This is a genomic window from Frankia sp. CgKIO3 (assembly GCF_977946435.1).
Genome location: NZ_CDWTMO010000216.1, coordinates 1 through 5539, shown reverse-complemented (window position 1 = coordinate 5539; position 5539 = coordinate 1). Strand labels below are relative to the sequence as shown.

At 70.0% G+C, this 5539-nt stretch carries 5 protein-coding genes; all 5 read left to right on the top strand.

Translation table 11 applies throughout. The features are described 5' to 3' along the window. Positions 1 to 191: 191 nt before the first annotated feature. The gene (locus AC08OJ_RS18190; protein WP_476593837.1) at positions 192 to 1694 is read left to right on the top strand and encodes an NAD(P)/FAD-dependent oxidoreductase; all 1503 of its coding nucleotides are present in this window, start codon (positions 192 to 194) and stop codon (positions 1692 to 1694) included. A gap of 325 nt (positions 1695 to 2019) precedes the next feature. After that, positions 2020 to 2538, top strand: a complete 519-nt coding sequence (locus AC08OJ_RS18185; RefSeq protein ID WP_476596358.1) for a hypothetical protein — start codon at positions 2020 to 2022, stop codon at positions 2536 to 2538. An 863-nt stretch (positions 2539 to 3401) separates the two neighbouring features. Next, entirely contained in the window at positions 3402 to 4202 is an 801-nt protein-coding gene (locus tag AC08OJ_RS18180) for a class I SAM-dependent methyltransferase (protein WP_476593839.1), read from the top strand. 13 nt (positions 4203 to 4215) lie between these two features. After that, positions 4216 to 5307 carry an aminoglycoside phosphotransferase gene (locus AC08OJ_RS18175; protein ID WP_476593840.1) on the top strand — a complete coding sequence of 364 codons (1092 nt, stop codon included), beginning with the start codon at positions 4216 to 4218 and terminating at the stop codon, positions 5305 to 5307. A gap of 66 nt (positions 5308 to 5373) precedes the next feature. After that, a partial coding sequence (locus AC08OJ_RS18170; RefSeq protein WP_476596359.1) for a TFIIB-type zinc ribbon-containing protein occupies positions 5374 to 5539 on the top strand: 166 nt, incomplete at its 3' end.

Genomic DNA, 5539 nt, shown 5'->3' with positions numbered 1-5539 from the left:
CGGCATTGCCACATGCCCCGTCGACGCTATCCGGCGACAGGAGGTGATGATAAACACGATCCCATCTCGGATATACGGCGGAAAATAGTAGCCGGGGGCCGGCACCATCAGGTATCCGGCACCATCAGGTATATGGTCTTCGCGGCGCCAAGGGGCACTGCCGGAGTCAAGAGGCTGAGCGGAGAAGGATCGTGACCACGGACAGCGCCCAGACAGGGCAGGCCGGCGAACCGGAACGGCTCGAGGAGCGAAGCACCTCTTCGCACCGAGTAGTGATCATCGGGTCTGGCTTCGGAGGTCTGTTCACCGCGCAGGCCCTCCGCAAAGCACCGGTCGAGGTCACCCTCGTCGCGAAGACGACGCACCATCTGTTCCAGCCGCTGCTCTACCAGGTGGCAACGGGCATCCTGTCCGAGGGCGAGATCGCCCCGACCACCCGTGAGGTATTGAGCCGGCAGGACAACGCGCAGGTCGTCCTCGGCGAGGTGACCACCATCGACGTGAACGCAAGGACGGTCACGTCCCAGTTGCTGGGTCGCACGACCGTGCACCACTACGACAGCCTCGTCGTCGCCGCGGGCGCGGGCCAGTCGTACTTCGGCAACGACCATTTCGCCACGCACGCCCCGGGCATGAAGAGCATCGACGACGCGCTCGAGCTGCGCGGCCGGATCTTCGGGATGTTCGAGCTCGCCGAGGCGTCCACCGATCCCGCGGACGTGGAGCGGCTGCTGACCTTCGTCATCGTCGGGGCGGGCCCCACCGGCGTGGAGATGGCCGGACAGATCGCGGAACTCTCGCGCCGGACCCTGCGGCGGGACTTCCGCAGCATCGACCCTGCCAAGGCCCGAGTCATCCTGCTGGACGCCGCACCCGCCGTCCTGCCGCCGTTCGGCGAGCGGCTCGGCGCGAAGGCGGCCGACAAGCTGACCAAAATCGGCGTCGATGTGCAGCTGGGCGCCAAGGTCGTCAATGTCGACGCGACCGGCATCGACGTCGAGGACAGCGACGGCACCCGCCGGCGCATCGACTCGGTCTGCAAGGTCTGGGCCGCCGGCGTTGCCGCGAGCCCGCTGGGCCGGCAGCTCGCCGAGCAGACCGGTGCGGGGCTCGACCGCGCCGGCCGCATCGAGGTGCTGCCCGACCTCACCCTGCCGGGCCATCCGGAGGTGTTCGTCATCGGGGACATGGGGAGCATCAACCGGCTGCCCGGCGTGGCGCAGGTCGCGATCCAGGGCGGCCGGCACGCCGCCAAGGAGATCCAGGCCTGGGTCGCCGGCAAGCAGACGGGCCGACCGTTCGAATACCATGACAAGGGCAGCATGGCTACCATCTCGCGGTTCAGCGCGGTGGCGAGCATCGGCAAGGTGCAGTTCAGCGGCTTCTTCGCCTGGCTCGTCTGGCTGGCCGTACACCTCGTGTATATCATCGGGTTCAAGCACCGGCTGACCACTCTGCTTCACTGGACGGTGAGCTTCATCGGCCGGGGCCGGTCGGAACGTACCGTCACTGAGCAGCAGATCTTCGCTCGGGTCGCGGTCCAACGCCTCGGAACGGACTTCGCACCGTCCCTGCCCCCGCACGCGAGTCAGGAGGCGCCGTCCTGGACGGGGGCCCGGACGATCGTCCCGATGCAGCCGCAGGCCAAGGACGAGGGCAAGGACGAGGACAGCCGGCAACCGTCCCGGGTCTAGCGCGTAGCGCGGATCCGGCCTCCGTCCCGATCGATCGGCCGGAGCACGCACCGTCCGCCCGCAGGCATCCGCCGGGGCGGACGGTTGCCGCGTCGAGGTACCGCCGGGCCAGGTACTGCCGCGTCGAGGTACCGCCCGGGTCCGCCACCGCGGGAACCGGCCTTCCACGTGGTTCGCACCACGCTCGCACGTTCCTCACATCTCGCTGTCGCATCGTGGGCTCCGACCGCGTGCCACCGTGGCGCGCGGCGCCCGGCCGGTCGTCGCCGCTCAGGGCCGCCGACCGGTTCGCGGCGTGGTGACGCGACACGGAAGGACGACACAGATGCGCAGCTTCCTGACCGGACGATGGGGTGCGGGGGTCGCCGCAGCGGGTCTGCTCGGGCTCGGATTGGGGGTCGGGCTCGGGTTCGGCGGGACAGCCGCGTCCGCCACCCCGGACCGGACCGCCAGCGCAGCAGCCGCCCCGGCCGACCACGCGTTCCTGGGCGACCATCCGCGACTCGCCGAGGCCCGGCTGCGTTCCCACGACGGGCTGCGTCCCCATGGCGGCCTCTGGGCCGGCGGCGGCGTGCACGGTGAGGCAACGGTCAAAACCGACAAGGGCTTCCAGGTAGTGGCGGGGCAGCGCGGGAAGATGACCGCGGTGAGCCCCACCTCCCTGACGGTCACCAGTGAGGACGGCTACGTCGGCACCTATGTGATCAACGCCGATACCCGGTTCCGGATCGACGGGGACACCGCGAAGGTCTCCGACCTCCACCCGGGGGCGACGGTCCGGGTGGGCGCAACGGTCAAGGACGGCACCCGCACGGCGGTGGTCGTCGCCCAGCCCAAGGACTGACCCACCGCCGAGGGCCTATCCCGGCACCGAAGATCACCTAGGGGGCGCCTGTCAGCGTGACGGCGGCGTCCCCCTCCCTCCGCCATCCGGCTCGTCCGGAGGAAGCTCCGGACAGCCCTCGCGTTCGAGGTCCGCGGCGCGGACCATGCGACACCGCGGGCACGGTGCCCCCGGCCACATCATCGTCTTCAGCCCCTGGCGGGGACGCCGTCCCCGATGTTCCGGACACCGCAGGTACAAGAAGTCGGCCTGAACGGGCATCGAGTTCTTCATGGCAGGGGAACCTTTCCGGTTCCGCCGCATTCCCGACACTTGATATTGGCGTCACCGTCGAAAAGACCGTCCTCGTCCACTTCCGCCTGCGGACGCGTCTGATACTGCGTGCCGTTGCAGGACGAGCAGGTCATCAGGCCCAGGCTGAGCCGCTCGTCTGGCGGCCGAAAATACCGACTGGATCTTTTTCGTTGCCTCACCACGCGATCAAAAGTGCACGCTCCATCACAGCCTGTCCAGACGTATCCACCACCAGGGCGTCATCCGGGAGACAGGCGCACCGTACTCATCCCATCCATCACTCGTCCGGCTACTTTGCCTACATTTCGACACCCGGGCCGGCGCCATGGTGAGCAGCGGGAACGACGGAACGATCATCGGTGCCCGGCCGCGGCACGAGGCCGGGCGCACCGACCCGCTGACGAGCGGCGAGGCATCACCAGCCACGGGTGTGCCCGGATCATCCTGGTCTCATACGATGACCGACTGATTCGTCGAGGCAGGCAGGAAGGCCGTCGTGCCGCGGTGGCCTGCCCCGGCACCGCGGTCGGCGCGCAGTCCGTGGCCACCCGGAGAAGGACGAGGGATGGATGATCAACAGTGCTGCCCACGTACGGACCAACCGTGCCCGCTGGAACGAGATCTCCGACGACTACCAGCGACTGAACGCCCCGCAGATCCGTCGGCAGGTGTTCACCGGCGATATCTCCTGGGGGCTGTGGGCCGTTCCGGAATCACGGCTCGGCGTGCTCGGTGAGGTCACCGGACGGGACATCCTGGAGATGGGCTGCGGGGGCGGCCAGTGGTCGAGCGCGTTGGTCCGGCGGGGGGGCCGACCGATCGGCTTGGACCTCTCCGAACGGCAGCTGCACCACAGCAGACGGCTCACCGCGGAGACCGGACTATCCTTCCCCCTGGTCCAGGCGAGTGCCGAGGCGGTGCCCTTCGCCGACGGCTCGTTCGACATCGTCTTCGCCGACCACGGCGCCTTCTCCTTCGCGGACCCCTTCCGGGCCGTGCCGGAGGCCGCACGCGTGCTGCGCCCCGGCGGCCTGCTCGCCTTCAGCCACGTCAGCCCGATCTACGAGATCACCGTGGCGCCGGGCCGGGACGCCCCCGGCAGTCGCCTGACCCGCGACTACTTCGGGCTGCGTCTGCTGGCCGAGGCCGACGGCCTGGTCAGCGCCAACCTTCCCTACGGCACCTGGATCAGGCTCTTCCGGGACAACGACCTCGTCATCGAAGATCTTCTGGAACCTCGCCCGGCACCGCCGGCATCCGACGATCACAGCGAGGAACCGGCACCCGCCCAGCCCGAACGCGGCGACGAGGCATGGGCGCGCCGCTGGCCCTCCGAATGCATCTGGCGGCTACGCAAGCCGACGCGGTGAAGGCATCGGCCTCGTGACCACCACCCTGACTGGCGACGCCGCCCCGCACGCCGCTCTGCTGACGGGCATGGCGGATCTCGCCCGCCGGCTCCAACCGGGCGGCCGGGAGGCTCCCGTCGTGCTGTCGCACCACGGTGAACGGCTGATCGTGCGCCACGGTGACGTCGTGCTCAAGGCCCACCCGCCCGGATCCGACCCACAGCCGCTCGCGGCCCGGCTCCGGCTCGTGGCCCAGCCGCGCCTGGGCCACATCCTGCTGTCCCCGCTGCCCCTGCTGTCCCCGCTGCCTCTGCCGTCCCCGCCGTCCTACGCCACCCATACCGGTCTGGACGGGCTCGCCGTCCGGGTCCACGACCGATGGGTGAGTGCCTGGCCGGCCGGCTCGGCGCTCGGACTGGACCAGGTCGACGATGTTCCCTGGGCCGAGGCTGCCGCGCTGCTGGCGAGTCTGCATCGCATCCCGGTCACCGCGTCGGATCTCCTCGTGCTCCCCCGGGCCACGGTGCTCCGCCGGCTGCGGCACGACGTGGCTCGACTGCGCGACCAGGCCGGCCATCCACGTGCCGAGGTGGTCCTGCGCGCCGCCGCGACCCTGCCCGAGTGGGCGTTGCACCACCAGATCCAACCGGATCAACCGGATCAACCGACCCGACCGGGACGGTCACGCCGGCCGGCGCGGCCATTGACGATCATCCACGGTGACTGGCACTTCGGACAGCTCGTCGCGCTGCCCCGACTCGGCTGGCGCATCATCGACGTGGACGATCTCGGGCTCGGGGACCCGGTATGGGACCTGGCCCGGCCGGCGGCCTGGTACGCGGCCGGCCTGCTGCCGATGGACGTCTGGGCGCGGTTCGTCGACGACTACCGGGCCGGTGGCGGCCCGGCGCTGTCGGGCGGCGAGGATCCCTGGACGGCCCTGGACCTGCCCGCCCGCGCGATTGTCGTGCAGTACGCGGCCATCGCGGTCGCCGCGCGTCTCGACGGCGACGCGCCCGGTGCCGGGCCCGAACCTGATCCGATCTCCGATGCCTTCGTCGAGTGCTGCCGGCGGATGGCCCGGGTGGGCCCGTACCCGTCCGGATCTCGACTATCCACCGGCTGACTTCCGCGGGATCGGTACGCTACCCGCAGCCAAGGATGTCTCCCCGCCATGAACGGCAGGTTCGGCATGAGTTACACCCTGCAGTGTCCCAAGTGCCACGCGATGATGCGGACGTACAACCGCAACGGCATCCAGATCGAGCAGTGCGACGGATGCCGGGGCATCTTCCTCGACTACGGCGAGCTGGAGGCCATCACCCGGCTCGAGGCGCAGTGGTCCCAGCCCCCGCCGC